Source organism: Microbulbifer maximicatervae (SeqCode) (genome assembly GCF_056232625.1).
This window is the reverse complement of record NZ_CP174324.1, coordinates 2,222,002-2,247,619: the sequence shown is the minus strand read 5'-3', so window position 1 is coordinate 2,247,619 and position 25,618 is coordinate 2,222,002. Positions and strand designations below refer to the sequence as shown.

Here is a 25,618-nt window from a genome sequence, read left to right as displayed (position 1 = left end):
CTCGCGGCGCCTGTTGGTTCTACTTTATCCCGCCAGTTCGCAGGCCTCATGGGCCGAAATAGGGTGCTCACTGGCGCGGCAACTGGTGGCAAATTTTAATGCCTCTTCGGCAGTGTCGAACAGTAGTTGCCACAACAACTGACGATCACCTCTTCTCACCGCGCGTACTGCCGTGTGGCTTCTTTGGCTGGCGATTTGAATTTCGATAATGTCTTTACTGGAAAACGGTGATTCGGACATGGTCCCTCCAATGGTAAAACTATGGAGGACTGACGTGGAAGCGGCGAAGTGATGTTCGCTAATCCGGTTGGTTTGCTCTGGTAGAGCCCCATCCTCCCTGCAGGCCTTGTGTGCCGCAGAGAGAGAACCACCTTGCCCCGGTCGGCAGGTTGGCGTTGGCGTCAGCCACTCTCGTGATGTGCGAGCAAAGATAACGGGGAGGGGATTAGCAGTCAACAGTACCGCCCCCATTAGAGGGCGGTGCAGAAGTTTATGCGGGAAGCTGCACGGATTTCAGTTCGATAAACTCACCGAGACCGGCCTCACCAAACTCGCGTCCGTTGCCGGAGCGCTTGTAACCGCCGAAGGGGGCGTCGTAGTTAAATTCACCGCCGTTAACAAAGCACAGGCCCGCTTCGATGCGGCGAACGATAGGCATGGCGCTTTCGGCGTCTTTAGCCCATACGCCACTGGACAGACCGTATTCGGTGTCATTGGCAATGGCGACGGCTTCATCCATATCCTTGTAGGGGATCAGGCAAGTCACCGGGCCAAAGATTTCTTCCCGGGCAATGGCCATATCGTTGTGAACGTCGGCAAATACCGTGGGTTTCACATAGAAGCCTTTATCCAGCTCGGTGGGTAGATCGAGGCCGCCAGTTACAAGGCGGGCACCTTCCTCGATACCTTTTTTGATGTAGCCGCGCACGATTTCCAGTTGGCGAGCGGAAGATAGGGGGCCCATAAAGGCATTGGCATCGGTGCCCATGGCCACTTCTTCAGCCACCTGCTTGGCAACTTCCACCGCCTCTTCATAGTGCTCAGCGGGAACCAGCATACGGGTGAGTGCGGTGCAGGTTTGGCCACTGTTGATGAATACATCTTCGCAGCCCCAGCGAACCGCTGCTTTAAGATCCGCGTCCGGGGTGATAATCAGAGGCGATTTACCACCCAGCTCCTGGGTTACCCTTTTAACTGTGGGCGCTGCAGCCTTGGCAACTTCAACGCCTGCACGGGTGGAGCCGGTAAAGGACACCATATCGATTCCCGGGTGGGATGACAGCTCTGCACCGACGACTGAGCCAGCACCGGGGATCAGGTTAAATACGCCCGCAGGAACACCGGCTGCTTGGATAATCTCCGCCATGACGAAATCCTGTAGCGGAGTGGTTTCCGAAGGCTTGGTAATCATGGTGCAGCCTGCTGCGAGAGCCGGGGCCACTTTGCCGACAAATTGGTGCAGAGGGTAATTCCAAGGGGTAATAAAGCCACACACGCCAATCGGCTCCCGGATTAATACCGAGTGGGCCGCCTTTTCGGTCTCTTCCATGATTGAAGTGCGACCGGCGTAGTAACGCATGGCGTAGATAGGGCCATCCACATGCAACCAACGGGTGATATGGGCGGGGCAACCCAGGGTTTGTGAGATCGCCTGGATCAAGTCTTCCTTGCGCTCTTCCATTCCGTCAGCAATGGCATTCAGCAGGGCTGAGCGCTGATCTGCGCTGGTATGGCGCCACTTGCGAAAGGCGCTGCGGGCAGCGGCAACGGCAATATCCACATCCTCAGCAGAGCCTTCCACCACCTGGCAAATCATTTCTTCAGTGGCGGGGTTGATCACAGGATGGGAACTGGTGCCGAGGGGCTCGCGCCACTCACCATTGATAAACAGTTTGTCGGTATGCAGCTTGCTGAAATCTGTCATGTCACGCTTCCGTTTGCTTCGCGCCAGTTCAAGGGGCGGTGATTTCGATAATTGTTGGTGTTTTGCGTTGCAGGGCTTCTGCGACTGCCGTAGCTAATTGCTGTGGTTTGTCGATGCGACAACCTTCAGCGCCAAAAGATTTTGCCAGTGCGACAAAATCCGGAGTGCGAAGATTAACACCTTCTTGAGGTACTTCAGCGGCATCCATAAAGTCGCGAATCTCTCCATATCCGCTGTTGTTCCAAACCAGTATTGGCAGGGGCAGTTGCTGTTCTACTGCAACGGCCAGCTCACCGAGAGTAAACATCAGGCCGCCATCGCCGATCAAGGCAACTACATCCCGCTCGCTGGATAACTTGGCCCCGATCGAGGCGGGCAGGGCAAAGCCCAGCGTGCCATAACCGGTGGTGCAGGTAATATGGCTGCGAGGGTGATACAGCGGCAAGGCGTGGTTAGTGTTATAGGCCAGTTGTGTGGAGTCGGTGACCAGAATTCCCTCATCTGGCAGCGCTTCGCGCAGAGCTTCAACCCAAGGGAAGCGCTCCTCAGAACCTTCCCACCATTCTTTGCGGCAGTTACCGATTAATTGTGAAACTTCCTCTTCTGCGCGCTGTTTTGAGCTCTCTTCGCACTGAACCAGGGCTTCGCTTAATTGCTGAAGGCTTTCAGCTGCATCCGCGCAGATGGCCAGGTCCGGCTGGGCATTGCATACCAGCTGAGCCGGATCAATGTCGATGCGGATCAGTTTGCCGGAGAAAGCGTAATCCTCTTTCACCAGATTGCGATCGGTTTCCGAAAGCTCTGTGCCAACGGCCAAGACCACATCGGCAGCTTCCACTCGCTCACGCACGCAGTCAAAACTGAGATTGGCTCCGCCACACAGAGGATGTCTTTCATCGACAACGCCTTTGGCCGCCAGAGAAAGGAAGACTGGAGCTGCAATTTTTTCTGATACCTGTGTTGCCGCCTCTCCAGCAGATTGCGCGCCACCGCCCAGCAGAATCACCGGGCGCTCGGCAGCTTGCAGCCACTGGGTAGCAGTTGCGATAGCTGTCGCGTTGGCTGCCGGTACCATGGCATTGGGTGCCGCGCGGTAATCGTCCAGCTTGCCGGACATAGGCGCCGGGAATAAATCGATAGGGATTTCGATATGGACAGGGCCGGGGCGGCTGGACTGCAATAGCTGGAATGCCCGTGCCATCACTTCCGGTAATTGTTCTGCCTGGGTCAAGGTGTGCTGCCAGATACAGAAGCCTCGACTGGCATCGCTTTGGCGGGGTAGCTCATGCAGGCGCCCACGGCCCATGCCAAGGTCTTCCCGGCGATTGACGGCGGAAATAACCAGCATGGGAATTGAGTCTGAGTAAGCTTGCGCCATCGCAGTGGCTGCGTTGGTCAGCCCCGGCCCAGTGATCAGGAAACAGACACCGGGCTTGCCGCTGGCGCGGGCATAACCGTCTGCCATAAAGGCGGCGCCCTGCTCATGCCTTGGCGTGATATGCATCAAGTCGCTACCGGGCAGGCCGCGATACAGTTCAATGGTATGTACGCCGGGAATCCCGAAAACTTTTTTTACCTGGTATTCGCGCAGCAGGCGCATCAGCACCTGGGCGCATGTGGGCGCAGAGGACATAAGCACCATTTTCCTTATTCGTGTAAAAATGCAGTGAGCCTAGCGGCCCACCAAAAGCCGTGCAAGCACCCGCAGAGTCTGCACCTTCACAGGCAATATCGCAGGAAAATTGAGATTCACCCGGCACTGCGGCAGGAAACTTTGTACGCTTGGGTTACTTTACCTGTCAGTAGATTTTGCGGAATTTGACGGGGTGGCTGCCGCACAATAGCCTTCCGGCACTTCGCTGAATAAACTTTGAGCTAGAACAACCGAGGAAGTATCACCATGGAAATCGATCAATGGCGTCGGGAATACCAAATGGGTGGTTTAAGGCGCTCTGAATTGAAGCCGACCCCCGTGGAGCAGTTTCGCAAGTGGCTTGCAGAAGCTGTTGAAGCAGAATTAGTTGATGCCAGCGCCATGTGTCTTGCCACCACTAACGCGGACGGGCACCCCTCGCAGCGGATTGTTTTGCTGAAAGGCTTCGATGAGAAGGGTTTCGTTTTCTATACCAATTTACAGAGTGACAAGGCCCGAGATATGGCCGTTAACCCTCAGGTGTCGCTGTTGTTTCCCTGGTGCCGTCTCGAGCGGCAGGTGATTGTTTATGGGAAGGTGGAGCCCGTTTCCCGCGAGCAGGCAGAGGCCTATTTCCAGTCGCGCCCCCTGGATAGCCAGTTGGCCGCATGGGCCTCGCACCAGAGCCGGCCGCTTTCGTCCAGGGAGGAACTCGAGCAACAGTTTGATAAAGAAAAGGCTCGCTTTGCCGGTAAAACAATTCCATTGCCAGAATTTTGGGGCGGCTACTGTGTGGTACCCAATGCTGTTGAGTTTTGGCAGGGGGGTGAAAATAGATTGCACGATCGTTTTATTTATCGCCGTGAAGAAAAGGAAAGCTGGAATATAGAGCGTCGCGCTCCCTAATTTTTATATTTATCTTTTCGTGGCCCAGCCCTTTGGGCCACAACTAACCGCTTAATCACGCCTCACTTTGTGAGTACCTATCCCCTGATATTGTTTTATAGCGGTGTCTTATCTGGCAATTTGTGGTCAAGGCCGCTTAGAATAATGCGCCATAAATATAGCTAAAACTATTGTCTTAAAAATTCTATAGATTCGATCGTTTTTGCAATTCGAATCCAAGGGTAGGTAGGGGAAATATGGCCATTATTGGTATCGACTTGGGAACCACTAATAGTGCTTGCGGGGTACTGACCGACGAGGGGGTAAAACTAATCCCCAACCGTTTGGGTGAAATTTTGACCCCGTCAGTTGTGGGGCTTGATGATTCTGGCACACTGCTAGTCGGCAAAACGGCTAAAGAACGTCTTATTAACCACAGTAGTACCACTGTGGCTGCCTTTAAGCGCTTGATGGGCACTGATCACAAAGTTTCCCTGGGGAAACAGAAATTTAGTGCAACAGAACTCTCCTCGTTAATTTTACGTGCGCTCAAAGAAGATGCTGAAACTTTTCTTGGTGAAGAAGTAACCGAGGCGGTAATCAGTGTCCCAGCTTATTTTAATGATAATCAGCGCCATGCCACCAAGTTGGCAGGAGAGCTTGCGGGATTAAAAGTAGAGAGGCTAATTAACGAGCCAACTTCGGCTGCCATTGCTTACGGTTTACACGACAAGCGTGAAGGAAACTTCCTTATTTTAGACCTTGGGGGTGGCACCTTCGATGTTTCCATCCTGGAATTTTTCGATGGTATTATGGAAGTTCATGCCAGTGCCGGAGACAACTTCCTTGGTGGGGAGGATTTCGTTGAGGCAATGATCGATGATGTCCTGGCTGAGTTTGATATTAAGAAAGAGGCTTTAAGCCCTCGCGATTTGCAAAACTTATATATGCAAATGGAAAGCGCCAAACGTCGAGTCAGCCAGCAGCCTGAACAAAAACTTGAATTACAACTTGATGGACGCTCCCTGCAATTCCAGGTGACTCCAGAGTGGTTTGAGAAACTCAGCACCCCCCTGTTGTTAAGAGCGAAGCGGCCAATTGAGCGGGCAATGCGCGATGCAGATTTGCCCCCACAGAAAATTGATGAAGTGGTATTGGTTGGCGGTTCGACGCGCATGGCCCAGTTTCGTTCAATGGTTGGTCGAATGTTTGGCCGTCTGCCAGCCTGTCATTTGGACCCGGACACTGTCGTTGCGATGGGAGCAGCTATTCAGGCCGGCTTAAAAGAAAAGAACTCGGCACTGGATGATATTGTCCTGACTGATGTATGCCCTTACACCTTGGGGACGGGTGTTATCAATGAAGATAATCCGCAGCTCGGTGCTTACTTTATGCCTATTATTGAGCGCAATACCGTTGTGCCAGTCAGTGTTGTAAGACGGGTTTGGACTGCTCGGGATGATCAGACACAGTTGTGTGTCGATGTATACCAGGGAGAAAATCGCCTAGTAAAAAAGAACGTTTACTTAGGTGAGCTAACAGTTCCTGTGCCTAAGAAAGCAAAGGGTGAGGAAGCGGCAGATATTCGTTACACCTACGATATGAATGGACTTCTGGAGGTGGACGTTACTGTTGTCTCCACAGGGAAAAATTTCAATAAATTAATTGAATTCACACCGGGCGCTCTTACCGAAGTACAAAAAGCTGAAGCTTTGGAAAAATTGGCAAAGTTAAAGTTCCACCCAAGGGAAGATGAAAAAAACCAGGCAATTATCGCTCGTGGCGAACGCTTATATGAGTCGAGCCTGGGTGAACAGCGGGAGTATATCGCCAGACTGCTGGCTTCGTTTGATAGTGTGCTTGAGAGACAAAACCCTACAGAAATCACCAAAGCGCGCACAGAAATCGGTGAAATTCTGGATCGGTTGGATAGCGAGGACTGGATTTAATGAACCCTTGGGCAGTCCTCGACATTACCCCTGTCAATGATGCCAGGGCTATCAAGCGTGCCTACGCAAAAAAGTTGAAGCAAACGCGCCCTGATGAAAAACCTGAGGAGTTTCAGGTTTTGTACTCTGCGTATAAGCAGGCATTGCAACTTGCTGAACAGTTGCAGGAAGAGGGAGATGCCGATGTAGAATTGGAGAGTAGTAATCACGGCCTCTCATCCAGCGAATTATCATCTGAGTCACTCCCCCTTGAAGCCGAAGAACCTATCGTTTCCACCGCTAGGGTAGATCAGGCTGAAGATGATACAAACGCTACCTTAGCGGTAGAAAAAGCCGAAAGTCTTTCAGAGTCGGAGCCCTCAGTATCAATTGAAGAGAAAGAGGGGGGGAGGGCTGAATCAAGTGCTCAGAGCGACGCAGCTATACCTGTTTCGGAAGAGCAAGCGGTATCGAACCAGGAAAGAGACTTGCGGATTGAGGAATATCGGCGTGTCCTCAAACAGGTAGACGAAATTCTTAGCAGCGATGCCGAGCTTAACGATGAACGAAGATGGTATTTTCTTGGCAAGAGTTCGCATATGCTGGATGAGGAGTACAACTGGAACTTGGGGCTTTCAATCTTCGATCGTTTTGCCCGGTTAAATCAGTCCGGTCAAGAAAAGGAGGGGGAAAGAAAGTCCCAAAGGTTGGTTTCCGTAAACGTCCTACAGTACTGCGATAGTTTGTTTGATTGGAGGGGAAACGCACCCTACCTATACCAATCGTTGGATGAAAAACTATGCGATAGCTTGTTCGGAATTATGGAAAATCATGAGTCTGAGATCGATCCACTACAGGGGCTTCGCGGAGGGCGCGAAGTCATAAGGGCCAATAGTGAGGAGTTGGTCGAGAACTACGAGCAGTATTATTTTGGCCATTTATTGGCCAGAGGTATAGCTGTTGTTCTGGATCTATTACTACTTTATGTTGTTATTGGCTTTCCAACTTCAATTGTTTTTATGGCCGCTCTCGATAGACCCGAAAGTGAGGCAACTCTTCAGGCAGGCGGAATTTGTATTATTGCGTACTTGTTCTTTGCTTGGATATTGGACAGTTCTAGATTCCAGGGTACTCCGGGTAAATACTTAATGGGGTATCGCGTTACTAACCGTAATTTCAAGCGCATTGGATATGGGCATGGTTTATGGCGGGTTGTTAGTTTTGTTTTATGTTTGGCGCTTGGGAAGATCGGTTGGTTTATCAACTGTTTTCTCGGGGGCAACTTGATTCATGACCGATTAAGCAGGAGTCATGTAGTTAATATGCGTAAAACCCGAGAGGAGTATTTGCGTCGTTAGACTAATGCTTAGTTTAAGAGTGGGGGGGTACCCACTCTTTTCTTATATAGTTACACTTCCGCTTAATCTACAAACGCTTTGGATTTAGGGCGATAGAATATACTGTCAAAGTGGTATTTGCTAATGGAGATGGTATCTATATCTATCAAAAGGAAAGTGCGGAGTGGCTATTGTTACTTGAACCAAAGTGAACAAGCTTTATTTTTAATATGTGTAAAATAAACAATCTTAGAATGCAATTGCAAAAATGTTGGAGATAGTCGTCGCCGATGAGCCTACTATTGAGGCGTGATACTAGATTGAGAGAGTATCGCGTAGATTGTACTAGTGGTAGTTCCTTTGAGTGTTACTTTAGTGGAATTATAGATGGTGACATAAAAGAAAAGCTTATAAGTCTTTTTGTGGGTATCAACAAGGCGAGTGGCCTAATTAGAACCAATCCAGTTTTCTTTCTGACTCAGGGGATAATGGATGAATGATGCCGCAATGAACTTGCTAGTCTAGGTCAGTTGATAAATCATCCAGCAATCATGAATCTTTATATTAAGGTGTTTGTGCTAAAGGTTAAATTATTTTAGGTGTAATATAAAGAGAGGCTGTTCCTTGTAAGATTATTAATTCAATTAAATGTCTGTTTAGTTGGGGGGGTATAAATAGGGTGGATATAGAAATTTTTTACTGGCTTAAGTTACAGTTGTTATGAATGCTGGAGAAGTGGAGGTAAGCGGTTTTAAGTGCTGAAACTGTGCTGAGACAATTTATTTAAGATGGTTTTGAAGATTGCACCAAAGTACTTGTTGGCTTTGCTTGCCATTAATCAACTTGCTTAAATATAGAGCGTGTTTTATTTTTGATGGTGAGCATGTGCTCCACTTTCTTTTTTGTTGCGGTAGTAGGTATAGGGAATATGAAAAGAATAGAAGCATATACGATTAATGAGCTGTGTGATGCGATTGCCTGTATTGATAAGGCGAAGAATAGAGCGCTGTATAAAGAGCTCCGAGATGAGCTTATAAGGAAGGAAAAGGTCGTAGTGCAGCTCAGGAGAAAAATTGAAATTTTATCTGGTTCTTCCGAGTCTGCGGATGCCTATAAGAGAGATGTGTTTAGTTATAAGCGCTGTTTCTTATCTTGTTTCTTCACTATTGGTAGTTTCTTGATATTTATGGGTCTATTGGGAGCGCTTGGTTTTGATATTGTGTCATCTAATGGTCAATATATCTATGGTTTCCCTGTCTTATTAAGTGCTGTGATTTTAAGTTTAGTGCTTTCTGCTATCATCGCTTTCTTTTTCTGGATTGGAGAAGGGATCCTTAGAGTTATTGAAAGTTAATTGCCAATCGTTTTATCTCTTTTCTGAGTAGTTTGTTTTGAAAAATTGGCTTGACAACACGGATCTTGAGGTTGCTTTAGCTAAAAACTTTGTATACCTTGATGATAGAGAGGCTCGCTTATTTTTATTTCATTGTTGTGATGAATACTTGAAGAAATTTCCGTTTGTAATTCTTGATGATGTCATGCATTACCTTAGGGTAAGCTTAGTAGAGAGATCTGAAGAGCTTTTGCCTTTACTTTCAGAGGTGTTGGAGGCTGCAAGTGTTGGAATGGGCGAATATTGTATGAGCTTAAATGAGATATCTACAGTTCTATATCGTATTCTTAATGAGGAGCCTTATACGTTAAAATGTCTTCTGGGTGGTGTAAATCATGTGTTGGAGGCTTATTCATGTAATGAGTCACCATCAGTATTTTTGCAGCGTGAACAGTACAAATTGTTTCGTATGTTTGAGAGTTTGGCGTTTGATACATTTTAGTGTCAATCTAAATTCTACCTTTAGGTGAGTGTGGATATATGATTTAAAACGAGTATTTCCTGGGAAGAAGTTTTGCTTTAAAGGCCTTCTCTATCCCTCGATCATAGCCTGGATTAACAACACTACCGTGATTCTCGTTATCAAATACACGTTTTCTTAAGGTAAGGTTATTGTAGTTACGAGACTTTAGTCTTTTTATTAGTTGAGAGAAGTCTTTTACTGCGCAAACTGAGTCGATTTCACTGCAAGTCTCCTCTCCACCAATAAATAAATACACGCTTTTTCCCAAATCGGCATTGCGTTCTGCATAGGCCAATTCACTATCTAAAATTTGCTTGTCAGCCCACCAAATACTGGGGCTTCCAATGACATATCGGTCAAAGCTATTGGTGTGGTTAAAAAGTGCATGGAGAGCCAGAAGCCCACCCAGGGAATGGCCCACTAGGGTTTCGTCTTCTTCGTTACCTTTAAAATTATTATTGATAAAGGGTTTAAGTTCCTCTTCGATAAACTCAAGAAAGTGATCGGCGCCTCCACCTAGTTCGGCACCTTTGATCACACCAGGCACGGGGGTGAAATCCATTACTCGCTGGACGAAATTCGGACTGCCAAAAGCGTGGGAGATACCTACCAAAATTACAGGGGGCATTTTGACATTGCCAAACTCATCGGGAACCTGTTCCTGAAGAAGGTTAGGGGCTGTCATAGGGAAATGTAGAAAGCCATCGGTCATATAAATGACTGGATAGCGTTCGGTGTTTTCCGGGGTGTACGAGAGAGGCAGCATTATGTCAATAACGTACTCACGCTCTAGTAAATCAGAGTAAAAGTTGTATGACAGTATCCCTGGGCGGGTGAAAGTTGTGGGTTCGGCACTGCCGGCTGCTGCCAGCTGGCAACAGGCACTAAGAATACCTATCACTAATAATCTAATTATTTTCATTGCTATCCCTGAGGGGCGCTGAAACTTACCTGTTATCGCCCTGCTTACTAGAGGTATCTATATGGAAGCCTAACAGATAGATAAAGGGAATCGCTAGCTGGGGAGGGGGTTACTGCCGCAGGAATCACTCTGCATAGCAAGTTTTTGCTCAAGAAGTGGTCATAATCACAGAAATAGGGATATTACACGTGGGAACCACGCCCACTGAGAAGAAGATGGGCGGGAAGGGGATGTCCCCTCCCTGGTTTAGGCAATGACGTTTTTAGTGTTGTATAGGTGCTGGGCCATCCGCAGAGAGCCGACTTCACCGGATCTTCCCACCAGTTTTGGTGCAACGATATACCGTTCAATATTACTTTCTGAGACTTGGGGAAAGTAACCACCGGCTAAGGCTAGGAATTTTTGTCTTATGCGATTGAATAGGTGCGCCTGTATCATCACTCCACCCCCCAGTATGATCCGCTGTGGTGAGTAGCAGCTGGTAAGGTTGACACACATAGTGGCCAGGTACTCCGCCTCCAGGTCCCAGGCCGGGTGGTGTTGTTCGAGGTGTTGGCCACGCAGCCCCCAACGCTCCTCTATCGCAGGACCTGAGGCCAGTCCTTCAAGGCAGTTGTTATGAAATGGGCAGTTGCCTTTAAAAGAATCCTTTTGGCTGTCTCTAGGCATCAACATATGCCCAATTTCCGGGTGCATAGATCCATTGATGAGCTGCCCGTCGATCATAATGCCGGCGCCTATACCGGTACCGATGGTGACGTAGACAAAGTTCTTTACATCTGTAGCGGCGCCGCAGAGGTGCTCTCCAAGGGCGGCGCCATTAACATCTGTATCGAAAGCAACTGGTACCGACAGGGCTTGGCTGAAGTAGCCAGCCATATTGGTATTGGACCAGCCAGCTTTAGGTGTTTGGGTGATATAGCCATAGTAGGCGGATTCTGGGTCCAGGTTTACCGGGCCAAAGCTGGCTATGCCCAGCGCAGAAACAGTGCCGTGGCGCTGACTGCTTTCGTGAAAAAACTGAGCGACCTTGGATAACGTATGTTCTGGATCGGTGGTTGGGAAGCTGGCTCGCTCACGGATGTCATTAATCCCAGCGGCTACCACACAGTTAAATTTGGTACCACCGGCTTCAATTCCGCCGAGCAAGGTATCTACCGCATTGCCTTGCATTTCCATCCTAATCCGCTCCCCGGGTTACATAAGTTATTTGTATTATCAGTTGATGGTTGCTGAAATTACACTACTGATAGTTTATAGCTGGTTATATTGTTTCTGAAAGAAAAAAACCGAGCGCCGGTGGGGGCCAGACGCTCGGGGTTTGCAAAGCTATGGGCAGAACTGCAAACCACTTACTAGAGTAGGGAAGAACAACGATCAAAAAGCGTAATTGAAACTGACGCTGGTGGAGCGGCCACTGATAGCCCGTCCGCGTACTATGTCTCCAACTTCTGCGTAAGACTCTTCAACTTCGGTAACAACAAATTCATCGGTGAGGTTGTTTACATTAAAGGAAACGGTAAGGTCTTCTGTCAGGTAATAAGAACCAAACAGATTGACCAGGACATAACCTTCCTGTTTCAACTGGTTGGAGTCAGAAACAAAATATTCTGTAGACCCTTGGAGGCTTGCACCAAATGTAAAGTCATCGCCAAAGTCATATTGCGGTGTAATTGTGTAAATGAAATCAGCTTGGCGGCGCGGCGTATTACCTACGACAGAATTGTCGTTGGCATCTTTTGAAATTTCGGCGTCGGTCCAGGTGAGGTTTCCATTTACGGAAAAGTCTCCATAACTGTAGGCCGCTTCCAGCTCGATACCTTGGGCTTCATACTCGCGTACAAATGTTAAGCCGCTAGTGATTTCTGCATTGGTCTCTTCAGTGACCGTATTGAAGTAAGTTGCAAAGAAATCCAGATCGCCGGTTGAGAGTTTGTATCCAATTTCCAGCTGGTCCACAGAGTCGAAGCCATCGGTGGTGTCGGTTAGGCTTCCGTCACTGTTGAGGGCGCCGCTAATTTGTAGAAGCCGATCGGCAATTGCTCGACCACCCTCGCTGTAGCGGGCAAAAATAGCCATGCTGTCGTTGAGAATATAATTTCCACCGAGAGAGAAAGAGGTGTTGTCTGCATCGTAGTCAACGAGCTGGGTGGATCCATTGGCCATTGTGATGACGCCGCCGGTGAATCCAAAGGCATCAGAAGCGCTAGCACTTTCCATGTCGCTGATAATACCATCGCCATTCAGATCGTAGTCTGTATCACCACCGCAGCAGCTGGAAACCAGGGAGCCTTTGGCATTGACCATATCGTGGCGGGCACTGACATCGAAGGTAAAGTTGCCGATGTCGATCGCCACATTCATATAGGGTGCATAAGTTTCATATTCCAGGTCCCAGGCCCAGGAAAGAAAGCTTGCAGACCAGACCCCATCATCTACCAGTACATCTCCGTTGGCATTGGCAGTTATGGTGAGGTTTTCAGAATTGCTGCCGTCAACAGTTTGAATTAGGGCATTCCAACTGTTCCAGCTGGTTTTGATATTTTGGTTGGAGTAATAGAATCCACCGGAAACAACAATATTATCGCCAATTAATTTATCGACTTTAAAGTCGTTAACTATCAGACCCAAATCGTGTATTTCTGTATCAAAGAGCAGGTCGACATAGGCGAGGCCTTCGGCTTCTTCACCATTGGCATAAGTCACCGTTGTGCCGGCGCTACAGTCTATGGCCTCTCCGTTACTGCCTACGGCATTTGCACAAATGGTATCAGCCATATCCTGTGTGGATTGTGGTCCGTAATCGCCGAAAGTATCGGTAAAGGGGGAAATAAAGCTGCCGCTAACATCAGAAATTCTGAATTTGTCGGTAACAGTCCAGCCATCATTAAATTCGAATTTGGTTTCAAAGCCATAGGCTTCCACCAGTGATTCGATACCGTCGGATAAGTCGCGGGTTACCGGATTGCCGTAGGCATCAAAAGTGGAAATGTATCGATAATTATCGGAATGCAGGGTTTGGCTGCTGGCATCGAAGTTGGCAACCGTGCCGAATTCACCATCGCCTTTATAGGTTACAGGGCCAGGAAGATAAGTTGTTACCCGGTCATCGAGATGTTTGTAATAGAGGCGGACATAACCGTTATCAAACTCTTTGGTGAGGTTGGCCTTGAGTTGGCCGCCGGAATCCCCATCAAAGCCGGTCTCGCGGATGCCTTCCCCCTCTCTTAAAAATCCGCCGACATAGAATCGCAAAGAATCATTCAAGTGGTGGCCATAGCCAAAGTCCAGGCGGGATTCATCGTAGTCCGCACCAAACGAAAGTCCTACATTACCACCCTCTTCTTCGCCGGTATTGCTGATCATATTGATCACACCGCCAGGGGAATTGCTGGCAAAGGTGGAGGCAGAGCCGCCGCGTACGCTTTCTATACGTGCGAGAGAGGAGTCGGTGCGAACAAAGTTGTCAGTGTTACCGAAATTAATATCGCCGTATTCTAATACAGGCAATCCGTCTTCCTGGATTTGCATATATTTGGAGCCGCCAGTTGCCAGGGGAATACCTCTAACGGTGATATTTGCATTGCCGCCGCCACCGGAGGATTCCGCCCGAATACCGGGTAAGCTGCGGAACAGCTCTGCGGTAGAGCGCGGGGCGTACTTCGCCATTTCCTCTGTGTCCAGTGCACTAACGGATACGCTGGATTCCATCTTGGTAACCGGTCGGGCGGTTGCGGTAACCATCACCTCTTCAATTTCCGGCATTTCCTCAGCTGTTGCCGGTACCGCAACGCTGGAGGCCATGGCAACTGCCAGGGCTATGGAGTGTGGTTTAAAGTGTTTCTGTGTCTCTGAACCTGCTTGGAAGCCCTCTGCAATCACGGCGCTCTCCTCAATCATCTCTTATGGTTATTAGATTTTTCACGGCCCGTTCTCTGCGGGCTCGAGACTCTCTTCCTGTTACCGCATGGGTGGGATCTCTCCCCGCGAACACATTTATTAAATCACTGTGATTTAATAAAGGCAATACGAAAATTTGTGGAATTTACGAAGTGGAATCAGCAAATAGATAAGTAAACCAAGGGGAAGCAGTGATTTTCGCGGTAACGATCTTTGCTTCTGGTGACAGCGCTGCTTGTCTTTCTAAGTAGCACTGGTTGCGGGAGAAGGGGATACGGGGCAGTAGATGCTTCTGGTGAGCATCTACCTAAGGATTTGGTTGCGATTCCTGCCTGCTAGTCTTTGGCCAATTCCAGTTGTCCATCGTCCATAAACTCGATGCGTTTGGGGTCGCAGATACCGCCGATAAAGTTGCCCTCGGCATCGTCCCTATTAAAAGCCAGCAGATACCAATGTTGGTCCGGCCCCTGGATAACCCGGCCGGAATAGAGTGATCCCTGCTGGTCTGCGCCGATAAAGCCATCTCCAACCACTTCGTATGGGCCATTCAGATCATCGGCGATAAAATATTTTGTGCCAGTCAGTGGTGTACCCTGCATGGATTGTCGATGGGCAGCGCTGTGGAACTTTGTCGATACTGAGCAGAATAAGTAGTAGCGGCCATGGATGTATTCAATTTGCGGTACTTCCATTTCGCCATACCAGCCGGGAGCCAGTACCGGTTGCCCCACTTTCCAGTGAATTAAGTCCGTTGAACTGGCATAGCCAACTGCGCCACGCCCATCTGGGCTGCCCTGGTTACAGCGCGCAGTGACATACATATGGTAGAGATTCTGCGAGGGGTCCTTAACGATCCATGGGTCACGCCAGGATGCATCGTGCCAATACTCAAGGTTCAGGCCATCGTAGAAATTGGGATCTAATTCCACCAGAGGGTTGTTGGGGTGTTTTTCCCAGTGTAATAAGTCCTTGGAAGTTGCCAGGCAGACCCGCTGAACCAGGCCTTTCTCCGAATATTTAGTACCGGTATAAAACATATACCAGGTATCGCCTTCTCTGTGTACACAGCCGGTCCAGGTAGTGTAAGAGTCTGCAGCCTCCTCACTGGCGGTTGCAGTTCGAGGTGAGGGTTTTAATGCATCCTGGAGCGTTGTCCAATGAATAAGGTCCGTAGAAACGGCATGACCGACAGATACATTCCAATGGCGCAGCTCAGGATCGCCCAGTGATTTATCGGCTTGAAGGTAAAATACATGGTACTGGTCGCCGTCCTGCGCGAACCAAAAATCCCATACCCATTTATTATCGAGATTAAATGCCATGATATTTACCTCATTGGTGCTGATTGGAAATTTTCCGGTGAGTTATTGCTTTGATTATTCTTAAGGAGCCCAGAGTTATTTTTATGCTTTTCTGGGGTTCCAATTAAGGCGCAATCAGGTAGATATTCTTCCTGGTATGCCGCCCTTTAATAGAACTGTTTTATCCGGTGCAAAAATTGAGTAAAAAGGCAGAATCGCACCGCCTGTGGCGATGGCGTCGACTCCAATTTTTCCACTGACAATTTTGGGCGCAAATACACCTGAAGGCGCCACCTGCTTTATCCTGCGAGAAATCATTTCGACCAGTTCGTCTAATAAAAAGCGGGGTAAATGCGCATCGACAATAATAGCCTCCAGGTCCAGTACGCTGATTGCCGATAGAAATGCATAAACCAGCGCATCTGCACAGTCGTCCAGCCACTCCTGGATCTGAGGGCGGGCCTGGTCCATTACCGTTTCAAGTTCGGAAGTGCTGGTAATTTCGATGCCGCACTCTCGTAAATGTCTGCGCAGCCCAAATAGTGAAGCGCGATTGAGGAGTAGCTCAAATGCTCCTTGATTTTCAGGGGTGCTGCTAAGTTTTGAGGGGGGCACTGGCAGGGAAACCAGGTTGCCCGCATTGCCATGGACGCCGGTTTCCAGGCTGCCATTTAATACCAGGCCTCCACCGATAAAGGTCCCGATATAAACGTAGAGAAAATTGGATATGTCTTGGCCATTGCCAAACTGCAATTCGGCAACAGCAGCAGCGGAACAGTCGTTCTCGAAGAAGACCGGCAGATGTGTGCGCTGAGCAACTTCTTCAGCAAAATTAATTTCCTGCCACTGGGCGGCAAGTTCTTCACTCATATTGAGCTCTTCGGTCCAAGCGCCGATAAACCAGGGCATAGCGATACCAACGCCCACTAGTTTCTCTCTGTCTTTAGTGGGTAGGGTATCAGTAAGTGCCTGGAGGCCCGATTCAATTTTTGCCAATAAAAATTTGGGCTCCGGGAATTCAAATTCGTGGCAAATCTTTTTTAGTACTGTGCCACCAAAATCCATTAGTAGCAGCTCGATATTGCGCCGTCCCACCTTGATACCGACAGAGTAAGCACCAGTAGGGTTAATAACGTACATAATCGAGGGTTGGCCTTTGCCGCCCAGTCGGCGCCCCTCTCGCATTACCAGCCCTGCGCTTTCCAAATCATCGACAATCCGGGTAACCGCCTGAGCGGTGAGGTCAGTTTGGCGCGCTAGGTCGGACTTGGAGGCTGCGCCAGTCTTCCGCAGGGTCGTAAGCACCACTCGCTCGTTATAACGGCGTAAACCACTGGAATTGCTACCTTTACCCATCCGTGCCCCCTGAGATGAAACGTGATCTGATCCGGCCACTGATTGCCCGGTTCTATTGTTAAAAGTGTAACTTTAAAGCCTTTGCTTAGTCTATTGACTTCGTTGGTACTAAGATCAGAGTTTATATAACCTATTGATTAATATAATTTTTTTTGTTTGTTGAAGCTTGGCTTTACTTAATTAAATCACTGTGATTTAATTTTTGGCCAAGTTCAAGCAAATCATTCTAAAAATACGCTGCTAGCAGTGAACGAGGAAGTTATGCCGGTCGATTTTGGTCTCCACCCAGTCGATGCGACCATTCTGGTCGTCTATTTCGTTTTCACCATCGCCCTTGGGCTCTTCCTAAGTCGCCGCCACGATACTGCAGAGGACTACTTCCTGGCTGGGAGGAAAATGGTATGGCCCTTGATTGGCTTATCCCTGTTCGCTTCCAATATATCGAGTACCACTTTGATCGGCTTGGCCGGAGATGCTTACAGCACTGGCATAGCGGTCTTCAACTATGAGTGGATGGCGGCGGTTATCCTGGTTTTCTTTGCCGTTTTCTATCTGCCGACAATTCTTCGCTCGCGAATTTACACGATGCCGGAAATGCTTGAGCGTCGCTTTAACAGCACCGCGCGCACTTATTTTTCGGGATTGACTATTTTCCTGAATATTGTGGTTGATACTGCAGGTAGCCTCTATGCAGGGGCCCTGGTAATGAAATTGATATTTCCTGAATTACCAATTTGGACCACGATTTCAATTTTGGCGGTGATCGCGGGTATCTACACCATCTGTGGAGGTTTGGCGGCCGTTATTTATACCGACACCATTCAGGCGCTGCTGCTGATATTTGGTTCAATCCTGATCAGTATTTTTGCCCTGGATCGCGCAGGAGGTTGGGAAAATGTTGTATCCCAGGTCTCGGCGGAACAATTGAGTCTGATACGGCCCATTGGTGATTCGAGCGTACCCTGGTTGGGGCTAATTACGGGAGTCACTTTGCTGGGCTTTTATTTCTGGTGTACTAACCAATTTATGGTGCAAAGGGTACTCAGTGCAAAAGATGTTAATCACGGCCGCTGGGGAGCCTTATTTGCCGGTCTGCTCAAACTTCCCGTGCTGTTTATCATGGTTCTGCCTGGCACTATGGCGATTGTTATTTTCCCCGAGCTAGAGCGCGCAGATATGGTTTATCCCACTCTGTTATTTGAGCTGTTGCCTGTTGGTATCCTGGGGCTAGTGTTGGCAGGTTTTGTTGCTGCACTAATGTCGCAAATTGATTCCACGCTTAATTCAGCTTCCACGCTGGTGACCATGGACTTTGTGCGGAAGTTTTTTCCGGGCCTAAACCAGCACCAGTTAATGCGTGTAGGTCAGCTGGTCACCTTTATCTTTATGATACTTGCCGTACTTTGGGCACCACAAATTGAGAGTTTTGGTTCCTTATTCCAGTATCTGCAGAAGGTACTTTCCTATGCAGTTCCCCCTGTACTGGCACTTTTCCTGATCGGATTCTTTTGGCGTGGTGCTAACTCCAAGGGAGCTATAGCTACTTTGCTGTTAGGCACCTTGGGCGGTGTTGGCCTCTTTTTTGTCAATGAAGTCTTCGACTGGACAAACTTACATTTCCTCTATATTGCTCCAATTTTATTTGTCTTCTGTTCACTGGTATTGGTGATTGCCAGCCTGCTTTATCCTACTGAGATTAGCGAAGAAGCCAAATCTTTCACTTGGTCTAAAAGCGATTTTGACACTGAGACCGTATCCCTGAAAGCACAGCCACTATGGAAAAACTATCGAGTTCAGTCTGTGCTACTGCTTGTGGTTACTGCGTTGGTGGTTGGTTCGTTCTGGTAGCGCGAAGTCAGATTACTTCTATTTTTCACCCCACAGGATGGAAAACTTAAACAATAAAGGCAATACAGGAGGGTTGGACACGGACGAAGTTGACAAAAGGTTGTACTCAGATAGTTGTATCCGTTTAAAAGAATAATCTTATAAAGAAGGTGTTGACTATGAAGTATTTCGTCACAGCGATGTTAGGTTTATTGGCTTCTGTGCAGATTAGTGCAACAGAAAATATTTTGGATCAGTACTTTAATACATCAGATAATGGTGGGACCCTAAGGTACGATACAATATTTCAGTATGGTAAGAGTGGGAATGGTAGCGATTTCGATATGTGCGATAGCTATGTTACCACCCGAATCCCTGGAGACAAGATCACCGCTATAACCAGTTTTAGCGGTGATGAGAGAATCAAAGGGTTAAAGCTCGAATACTTATATGCAGGAGATGAGGAGGTTGGTAAAACCACTATCTCCGGATATCGAAAGTTGCTTGGTGCTACCGAATATATTCAAGGTTGGCGCTTCTATAAAAAGCGCGATGGCAATATTTCCAGGATTCGAGTCTACTTGAAAGACATGGCTGATAACTCAACCCGTGATATTACCTTTGGAGGTAATAATGGCTGGTACAAGTGGGAGGAATACCATCTAAGTATTGAAACCCGGTCAGTAGTTGGATTTGCTGGTACTGCGAGTGATAGTAAAGTTTGGAGTATTTACCCTTGCGTTGCGGATCGTTTGGAGTTGGTGGAATCTGGAGTAGAGATTCATTGGGATCAGATTGTGGAAACTCCCAACAATACCAGGACATTCTTTGGTGAGAGATTGCTTGAGAACTCCGGCAGTATTGCCCAAAACGATAGTACAGAAGTCTGGTATACCGACGGGAAGAGTGAAACAGATACCTGGACTAATACTATGGGGATTTCGGTTACTGCTGGAGTTAGCTTGACCGAGGGTTACAAAGTCGGTGTTCCCGGTACTGTTGAAAATAGTGGTTCCATTACATTCAGTTTTTCTGAGACTTTTAGTGTTTCAACGACCGTTGGGGAAACATCGACCAAAAGCAACCAGGAAACTGTTAAAGATGCCATGCCATCTAATGTACCCGCCTATGGATTGATGATGGCGCGGATGATGGTGGAAAATAGCGAGGTTGAAGTTCCCTATACCACAACGGTCATGAATCCCCATAATGGTGATGAGTTCGAGTTGAAAGGAGTTATCAAAGGTTCCAGCTATTCCAATGCGCGGAAGCGCTGGGATGAAGTAGGGCGGGCCTATCCGACTCGTTATGAAATTTACCAGAGTTATGCTTGGGTGATCGAGTACTATGGGTTGGAAAATGCAAGTTTGATAGATGATCCGGATATTTTCTAGATTGATATTGATAAGAATTGACTGGCCCAAATTATAAAGGGTCAGTCAATCATATGAGATTCTGCTATTCATCATGAAAACGGATTGAGCCTAAGCGAATCCTATCATCTTCACATTCGTAATAACTGAACTTTACAGTTTTCTGGGACATATAGGCGGAAAGTAGAAAAGATACCTTGGTATTGTATATGGTAGAGTCGTCATTAATAAGAAAAAAGGTGTTTTTGCTCACGCAGCTCACCTCTGTCTCTGGATTGACAAATCCTCTAAGTCTGACATCTACACCGTTCGAGTGTACTTTTAAGTAGTAAATTTGCGCCCTCTCTGTCCAAGCGGCTTCGCTGATAAGTGGCAGTGTAAATGGAATACTCAAAAGTAAATATTTTAGAGGCTTCATCCTTGATTCCTTGCCAGTCTATAAGAGGTGATTCAACCAATTCTCTCCGTATTGGTTAACTGACCTATAAAACTATAGCAAATTAAATTGTTAGAATAGGTGGTAGACAGCGTCGTAAAGTGCCCTTCGAGGAAAATATTCACGCCCATACCGGTAGTTTGATTCTGTTATCTGTATGGCGTGAATAAATTAAGGCCACCTGTTGGATATTATGCAGTGGTGGCTTCTGGGAGTTTTAAGTCGCGGTTATGAGTGGCGGCGGGTGTGATAGTGCGAAACAAACTCGTTGAAAGTAGGGCGGACATAAAAACTAAGACGAATAAGGCGCTAGAAACCATTCCACCTGTAATGACAGTGGCTAGGCCGCGATAGATCGCTGCGCTACTTCCGGGGTTAAGCACTAAAGGGATATTGCCAAAGATACAGGTAATTGTTGTAAGCATAATGGGGCGGACACGCAAGCTGGCAGCCATATATATCGCCTCTAATTGATTGGCTCCGTTTTGCAATGACTTATGAAATTGGTTGACCAATAGTATCGCATTATTAACTACCAGCCCCATTAAGATTACAAAGCCGATCATGGTTATTACATCCAGGCTTTGGGGAGTAAACAGATTTAAAACTTGTAAGCTTATCATTCCGCCAGCGAAAGATAAGGGTACAGCACAGAGTACTGCTGCTGCTAACTTTGCGGACCTTTGGGCGAAATACAATAATAAGGCCAATACTGCAATAGCTGCTGCAAAAATCTTTAGGAATTCACTGAGGAACAGGTTGAGTTCATTGGCGCTACCTCTAAACTGTGTATGAAGATCATTGTAGGAACTTTCTGATAAAAACTCTTTTACAGATTGATCAACATCCTCGACAAAAGACTTCATAGCAACGCCTTCGGGAGGAGTCAAGTTTATTGATGCACTCACTTCCTGGCCAACACGAAGTATACTGGCTGGCGCTTGAGTGATTTTGGCGTCAGTCAATTCTCGTAGAGGAATAAAGCCATGATTGTTAATCAGTATCTCTGTATTTAGGAGCATCTCAAGGTTTTGCGGTTCTCTTGCTTTAAAGTAAAAAGGAAGAGTGTTGGTCCCTGTATAGAAATGCCCAATATATATTCCATCGGTTAAAGCCATCATATGATGATTTAATTCCGATATCGTAATACCTAAACGAGCTAATTGTACTAGTTTGGGTTGAAATTCAATACGAACCGCTCTATTTTGAAGTGCGCTACCTTCTTGAATTTGCGCTTCTGGAAACTCTAAGCGTAAATGACTCATCAGCTCACTCCCTGCCATCTGTAGTCGAGATAGCTCTGCCCCTTTGATATCTAACTGGCTAATACGGTTATTGGGCAGGGCAAACCTTAGTAAACCACCTTGTCTGAAATGTATTCGAGTCCCGATTAGTCCAAAGAGAGCTTTTTCATTTAGCCAACTCTTTAGTTCTTCAAAATCCCAGTCCCCTTTTGTGTATAGATAGAGATTGCAATTATTTGGGTTGCAAATTATTCCATAGGTTGAAACTTGGTTCTCTATTTCTTCTCTATTAGCTGTAATTCTATTTACGACCCGTTCCCCAATTTTATTTCTTATGGTCTCTGAGGATAAAGGACTTTCAAAGTTGATATAAACAGAGACCATATTTTGTTTAGGGTCCGGGAGGACATCAATGTTAGGGCTAGAAAAGAAAGTGGCAATGAGTGCGACGGGTAATCCTAACAAAATCACAGTGGAAGCTAGCTTAGGATTGCTTGCAGAACGGATAGAAAGCTTCACCCACCATTCAAGCACCTTATTGATTTTGATACTACTGAATCCCTCCTCAGTAACTGCTGCTTTTCCAAGTAAGTGTCTGGCCAATGAGGGTAGTATTAGTAGAGCAAACAATAGTGATGCTAATAACGCGCTTGAAATTGTGAAGGCCAGGTCTTGAAAAAGCTGCCCTGTTGCTGACTGCATAGCAATAATGGGCAGGAATACTATAACACTGGATATTGTAGATGAAACTAATGAGCCCGAAACTTCTTTGGTTCCGCGCGTTATACTTTCCTGAATATTTATACTTTGCTTGCGCAGTCTTTGAATGTTTTCTACGACAATAATTGCTGCATCGACCATTAACCCGATAGAAAGTGCAATCCCTGCAAGTGAAACAACATTCATACTTCTATTTCCAAGATACATTCCCAGAACTACCAGAGAGATACAAATGGGAATGCTCAGAAATATTAGGGTAAGAGTTCTGGGGTTACGTAAAAACCAATAAATAACCAGGCAGGCGAGTAGTGATCCCAGCAAGAGGCTTCCGTATACCAGGCTGAGGGAATTCCGAATACCCGTGGAGTCATCCCGGCTTATGGCGAGCTTCATCCCCAGTCGATTTAACTCTCCGTCATTTAGTTCTTCTATTGTTGATTTGAGCTGGGCGATGGTTTCTAGAACATTGACATTTTCGGTAGGGCGTAGGTAGAAGTATAGAGATCTATTGCCTTCAAGGGCAAAGTACAACCAATCTGAAGCTACACGCTCTTTTACCGAAGCAATATCCGAGAGTTGAATGATTTGGCTTTCTCGTGTTGCGATAGGTAGCGTTGAGAGTTCCTCTATTGGGATCTGACCTTTAAAATGAAGGGCATAATCTTTTGATCCAATTTTTAGATTTCCTCCCGAACGATCCGTTAAATTGTTTAGGTTTTCGGTTATCTCACTAATGGTTAAAGAGTACCGAGTCATCTTTTCCGGATCGAACTCAATATCCACCCTTTGGGCAGTGGGTGTGCCGGCCTCTTCAATAGACTGTACACCAGGAACTTTGCTAAAGGCTGGCTTTACATGATTTATAAATGCGTCGATTAATTCAAGTTCGCTAGTTGGCGTCTCAGAATATAGGAAAAAGGATCCAAGCGTTGCCCCTGCGCCATCTGCAAAATTGAATACATCCGGTGTGCGAACTTGTGTTGGCCAATTGGGTACTTGGTTGATTTTGGAGAGTACCTCAATATACATTTGCTCCATATTTGCCTCCGAATGGAAGTCAATTACGGTCCAAGCCCAGCTACTATTAACATTGGTTTGCAATTCTTTTAGGTGGCTTAGGCTGGAGAGTTCCTGCTCTAGCGGAGCAATTAGTATTTGTTCTATTTCTTCTGCGGTCTTTCCTGGCCAGGAGGTTGAGAGTGCAATTTGTGGACGATTAATGGATGGGAGTAGGGCGTTTGGTAAATTTATCCCGGCTATAACCCCTGCTATTATTAGGGTAAAGGTACAACAGATGATAATTGAGCTGTATTTCTCCAGGGACTTCATGTGTTTTCCCTCTTTGTAGGAGTAACGGCTTCATTGAGTTGCAACCCTTCGTGACCCAGTACAATCAAAAGATCGCCGGGAGCAATGCTTGAACGTACGACAAAATAATTATCGAGAGTATCTATTATTTGCACCCTAGCACTAATTGCTCTTTGATCGTTATCTAGAGTCCAAACTTTATATTGTCCCCCATTCTCGAGAACTACGGCGTCACTTGGAATTCTAGTAATATATTCTTGCTCAGTATGATCCGCGAAAGGGGTAAACATAGTTATTACTAATCGCTGCCCAACCAGTAGGGGCTTAAATTTTTGTCTGTTTACTTCAAAGTAGAGGTTAAAGTTCTGTGTTTCTGGGTTTACTATGTGGCTGATATTTCTGAGTTCAATATTTTGCTCCTTAATTTTAAAGGTGCTATTGCTTAGCAGTATTTCTTTATTTATATGTTCTTCAGGGAGGCTGCATTCAATTTGGTTTTCAGTTAGTGGAAGTAATTGCATAATTCTTTGTCCTGGATTGAGGTTTTCACCAGGGTTAGCTTCTATGCTTAAAACTTGACTATCAGTTTTTGCGTAGTGCAGTAGTCGTTTAGAACGATATTCAGCAGTATTTAGCTGTTGTTCGAGTCTTTGTTTTGTTAATTGATAAGTATCCACATTGAGCTTAAGGTTATTTAAATGAGACTGAGAAACCATGTCGGCTGAGCGAAGTTTTTCCAGTCTATCTAGTTCTTCTTCTGCATAGTTAAGTTGGCTTTGTGTTAATTCAATATCGGTGCGAATGATCTTCATTTGCTGGGAAAGATAAAAGCCATCCTGGGTTGCTACTAATTCACCAGCTTTGATAATGGAGCCAACAGGCTTTATTTCTATAAGTTCAGCATCTGAGTGACTAGATATTTGATGTAGGGCAGGGGATGATACAGAGCAAAATAACTTTGTTCTAATAGCTTGCTCCCAGGGTTGCGCTGCTTCTACTAGTACTGTGCGGCCATCGTTGGCAAGGCTATTGGAGCCAATAATTAACAGAATAGGTGGGATGCTACCCATAAAGAGCTTTTTAATTTTACTGTTTCTCATCCTGAGGCTCTGGTCGGTTTTATTTCTGAGTTAATTTCTTAAGAGCAGTAATTAGTATTTAAAATTAAAGAGACTGTAGTGCCTTTAGTATTATATTTGACTAAAAGGTATTTGGATGAGCTATTTGCTGCAATCTCAGTGCGGTAAGATGAAATCTACAAGGGGTGAGTTGTTCACGTTAAGAATTTTGTAAAAAGTCAACTTTCACAATGGATGTATTTGGCGCCAGGGGCTAGGTTCTACTGCATATAATACAGCGCTTATATGCCCAGCTTGAAATGACGGCGGGAGTGGCGTTGTGAATTGCAGAGTGACTTGCCTACTCGGGTTTTCTATCGGCGTAGTTTGAATAGATCTGTTTGTAACTTACCTAAATGGTAAAGATGTGCCGATATTATATGACTTAAATAATTAACTTTAATAATGTGGTCAGTAAAATGTATCTTGGTTTGAGGTGGCCAGGTGTTAGGCTAATTGGTGTTGCGTTAATTGGGTGCACTGATAATGTTCTGTACACCCGAATTGATCTATGCGGAATTTGTGAGGTAGGAGTTAAAATTATAGTTAG

Annotated in this window: 18 protein-coding genes and 1 riboswitch; of the genes, 7 read left to right on the top strand and 11 right to left on the bottom strand. The window is 46.6% G+C overall.

Annotated features, from left to right (window positions below; genetic code table 11):
- Window positions 1-24 precede the first annotated feature (24 nt).
- From ACJJI6_RS09745 to ACJJI6_RS09735, 3 genes are all read right to left on the bottom strand, one after another.
- Entirely contained in the window at window positions 25-240 is a 216-nt protein-coding gene (locus ACJJI6_RS09745; protein ID WP_108732493.1) for a hypothetical protein, read from the bottom strand.
- 58 nt (window positions 241-298) lie between these two features.
- Window positions 299-425: riboswitch (SAM-I-IV-variant riboswitch) on the bottom strand.
- 65 nt (window positions 426-490) lie between these two features.
- Window positions 491-1,924, bottom strand: a complete 1,434-nt coding sequence (locus ACJJI6_RS09740; RefSeq protein WP_444896567.1) for an aldehyde dehydrogenase family protein — start codon at window positions 1,922-1,924, stop codon at window positions 491-493.
- A gap of 28 nt (window positions 1,925-1,952) precedes the next feature.
- Window positions 1,953-3,557 carry a 5-guanidino-2-oxopentanoate decarboxylase gene (locus ACJJI6_RS09735; protein ID WP_475713254.1) on the bottom strand — a complete coding sequence of 535 codons (1,605 nt, stop codon included), beginning with the start codon at window positions 3,555-3,557 and terminating at the stop codon, window positions 1,953-1,955.
- A gap of 267 nt (window positions 3,558-3,824) precedes the next feature.
- Between ACJJI6_RS09735 and pdxH the strand changes: the two genes are divergently transcribed.
- From pdxH to ACJJI6_RS09710, 5 genes are all read left to right on the top strand, one after another.
- Window positions 3,825-4,463, top strand: a complete 639-nt coding sequence (gene pdxH, locus ACJJI6_RS09730) for a pyridoxamine 5'-phosphate oxidase (RefSeq protein WP_444896569.1) — start codon at window positions 3,825-3,827, stop codon at window positions 4,461-4,463.
- A gap of 236 nt (window positions 4,464-4,699) precedes the next feature.
- Complete coding sequence (locus ACJJI6_RS09725; RefSeq protein ID WP_475713253.1) at window positions 4,700-6,391, top strand: Hsp70 family protein; 1,692 nt, start codon at window positions 4,700-4,702, stop codon at window positions 6,389-6,391.
- The gene (locus tag ACJJI6_RS09720) at window positions 6,391-7,728 is read left to right on the top strand and encodes an RDD family protein (protein ID WP_475713252.1); all 1,338 of its coding nucleotides are present in this window, start codon (window positions 6,391-6,393) and stop codon (window positions 7,726-7,728) included. The genes ACJJI6_RS09725 and ACJJI6_RS09720 overlap by 1 nt, the downstream gene beginning before the upstream one ends.
- A 907-nt stretch (window positions 7,729-8,635) precedes the next feature.
- Window positions 8,636-9,061 carry a hypothetical protein gene (locus ACJJI6_RS09715; RefSeq protein WP_475713251.1) on the top strand — a complete coding sequence of 142 codons (426 nt, stop codon included), beginning with the start codon at window positions 8,636-8,638 and terminating at the stop codon, window positions 9,059-9,061.
- A 37-nt stretch (window positions 9,062-9,098) separates the two neighbouring features.
- Window positions 9,099-9,542, top strand: a complete 444-nt coding sequence (locus tag ACJJI6_RS09710; RefSeq protein ID WP_475713250.1) for a hypothetical protein — start codon at window positions 9,099-9,101, stop codon at window positions 9,540-9,542.
- 43 nt (window positions 9,543-9,585) lie between these two features.
- On the opposite strand, the gene ACJJI6_RS09705 is transcribed toward ACJJI6_RS09710, so the two are convergent.
- The 5 genes from ACJJI6_RS09705 to ACJJI6_RS09685 form a co-directional block, all read right to left on the bottom strand.
- Window positions 9,586-10,485 carry an alpha/beta hydrolase gene (locus tag ACJJI6_RS09705; protein WP_475713249.1) on the bottom strand — a complete coding sequence of 300 codons (900 nt, stop codon included), beginning with the start codon at window positions 10,483-10,485 and terminating at the stop codon, window positions 9,586-9,588.
- A 246-nt stretch (window positions 10,486-10,731) separates the two neighbouring features.
- Entirely contained in the window at window positions 10,732-11,664 is a 933-nt protein-coding gene (locus ACJJI6_RS09700) for an ROK family protein (protein WP_444905883.1), read from the bottom strand.
- A 198-nt stretch (window positions 11,665-11,862) separates the two neighbouring features.
- The gene (locus tag ACJJI6_RS09695) at window positions 11,863-14,367 is read right to left on the bottom strand and encodes a TonB-dependent receptor (RefSeq protein WP_475713248.1); all 2,505 of its coding nucleotides are present in this window, start codon (window positions 14,365-14,367) and stop codon (window positions 11,863-11,865) included.
- Between the two features lie 353 nt (window positions 14,368-14,720).
- On the bottom strand, window positions 14,721-15,707 hold the full coding sequence (locus ACJJI6_RS09690; RefSeq protein ID WP_444927277.1) for a glycoside hydrolase family protein: 987 nt from the start codon (window positions 15,705-15,707) through the stop codon (window positions 14,721-14,723).
- A 114-nt stretch (window positions 15,708-15,821) separates the two neighbouring features.
- Window positions 15,822-17,042, bottom strand: a complete 1,221-nt coding sequence (locus ACJJI6_RS09685; protein WP_475713247.1) for an ROK family transcriptional regulator — start codon at window positions 17,040-17,042, stop codon at window positions 15,822-15,824.
- 246 nt (window positions 17,043-17,288) lie between these two features.
- On the opposite strand from ACJJI6_RS09685, the gene ACJJI6_RS09680 reads away from it, so the two are divergent.
- Complete coding sequence (locus tag ACJJI6_RS09680) at window positions 17,289-18,890, top strand: sodium:solute symporter (protein WP_444932672.1); 1,602 nt, start codon at window positions 17,289-17,291, stop codon at window positions 18,888-18,890.
- Window positions 18,891-19,048: 158 nt separating this feature from the next.
- Entirely contained in the window at window positions 19,049-20,263 is a 1,215-nt protein-coding gene (locus ACJJI6_RS09675) for a hypothetical protein (protein ID WP_475713246.1), read from the top strand.
- A 64-nt stretch (window positions 20,264-20,327) separates the two neighbouring features.
- On the opposite strand, the gene ACJJI6_RS09670 is transcribed toward ACJJI6_RS09675, so the two are convergent.
- From ACJJI6_RS09670 to ACJJI6_RS09660, 3 genes are all read right to left on the bottom strand, one after another.
- Complete coding sequence (locus tag ACJJI6_RS09670) at window positions 20,328-20,660, bottom strand: hypothetical protein (protein WP_445355986.1); 333 nt, start codon at window positions 20,658-20,660, stop codon at window positions 20,328-20,330.
- A 209-nt stretch (window positions 20,661-20,869) separates the two neighbouring features.
- A complete protein-coding gene (locus ACJJI6_RS09665; protein ID WP_475713245.1) occupies window positions 20,870-23,971 on the bottom strand; it encodes an efflux RND transporter permease subunit in 3,102 nt (1,033 codons plus the stop codon).
- Window positions 23,968-25,050 (bottom strand): efflux RND transporter periplasmic adaptor subunit, encoded by a 1,083-nt coding sequence (locus ACJJI6_RS09660; protein ID WP_475713244.1) that lies wholly within the window; start codon window positions 25,048-25,050, stop codon window positions 23,968-23,970. Before ACJJI6_RS09660 ends, ACJJI6_RS09665 begins: the two co-directional genes overlap by 4 nt.
- Window positions 25,051-25,618: the final 568 nt, after the last annotated feature.